The sequence below is a fragment of the Paraburkholderia sp. SIMBA_027 genome (assembly GCF_046535315.1).
GTDB classification, from domain to species: Bacteria; Pseudomonadota; Gammaproteobacteria; order Burkholderiales; family Burkholderiaceae; genus Paraburkholderia; species Paraburkholderia tropica.
Genome location: NZ_JAWRWY010000059.1, coordinates 1 through 1336 on the forward strand (window position 1 = coordinate 1; position 1336 = coordinate 1336).

General features: G+C 61.1%; 1 protein-coding gene. It reads right to left on the bottom strand.

Going from position 1 to position 1336, the window contains the following annotated elements:
* Positions 1 to 137: 137 nt before the first annotated feature.
* Positions 138 to 1244 (bottom strand): IS5 family transposase, encoded by a 1107-nt coding sequence (locus SB764_RS38085; protein WP_410866474.1) that lies wholly within the window; start codon positions 1242 to 1244, stop codon positions 138 to 140.
* Positions 1245 to 1336 lie beyond the last annotated feature (92 nt).

Here is a 1336-nt window from a genome sequence, read left to right on the forward strand (position 1 = left end):
CAGGCTGTTGAAGTATCCCCCTCGTGGCGTGACGGTAGCTTTCCCAAGAGTTTCTGCTCCGATTCGGGGGGGGGATTTGATGCTGGATTTCCTCAATTCGGGCCGATTCGATGTCGTTTCCTCGCCGACTTTCGCCTCTATGCCGTTTTCGCCGCGAGCGTTCGCATGCGCGTAAGGTTGTAGGCCGCCTGCGTCAGCAAGAACAACTGCTCGACTCGCTCGCGCCCTCGACACATGACCTGCCGAATCCGGCCAATCGTCTTGCCCCAGCCAAACACCTGCTCGATACGTTTGCGCTTGCGCTGACTGATGGCGTAGCCCGCCCAGCGTGTCGTGCGCCCGTCGATGGCCGAGCCGCCCGCGCGCGTGTCGTTTTGGGCGACATGCGGGGTCACGCCATTGGCGCGACACGTCGCCACGAATCCCGCCGTGTCGTAATTCTTGTCGGCCCCCACCGTAATCGGCCTTTCGGCAAGGCGTGCCGCATCGGCGAGCATGTCGGCCGCTGCATCGCGTTCGGCCGTGCCGTTGGCCTGCGTCACTTGCGCGTTGACCACCAGGCCATGCCGGTTGTCCGTGAGAACGTGCCCCATGTAGCAAAGTATCGCGCCGGTGTTGCGACTCTTGCGAAACAACTTCGCCTGACTATCGCTGCTCGATTCGTGCGTCTCGTTGCTGCGCTTCTCGCCGTGCCAATCCTCGCGCTGGCGGGCACCGCCTCCAGGCGGCGTATCGTCATCGGACTTGTTCTTGCGCACGAAGCTTTTATGGCCAGCCCACGCCTGAATCAACGTGCCGTCAACACTGAAGTGCTCGCCCGAGAGATGACCGCGCGCATGCGCCGTCTCCACCGTCTCGTTGAACAAACCCACGATAACGTCGTGCGCGAGCAGTCGGTCGCGGTTCTTGCTGAACGTCGAGTGGTCCCACACCGCATCGTCCATCGCCAGGCCGACAAACCAACGAAACAGCATGTTGTAAGAGATTTGCTCCATCAGCATGCGCTCGCTGCGAATCGAATACAGCACTTGCAGCAACAGCGCGCGAATCAGCTTCTCGGGTGCGATGCTCGGCCTGCCGCCTTTCGCATCGCTCTCGTACATGCGCGCGAACGCGCCGTCCATGCGTTTCAGAGCATCGTTCAACCAGAGGCGAATCGGCCGCAACGGATGATTGGCCGGCACGAAGTCATCGAGCTTCGCCATCGTGAACATCGTTTCCGTGTAGCCGTCCGCTCCGCGCATCGCTTCGCTCTCAGTGTTGGTCGATTCCTTGTTTCAACGTTTACCCCTCCCGCTAGGATGACCTCTGCGGGAGGTATTTCAACGGCCTGCTA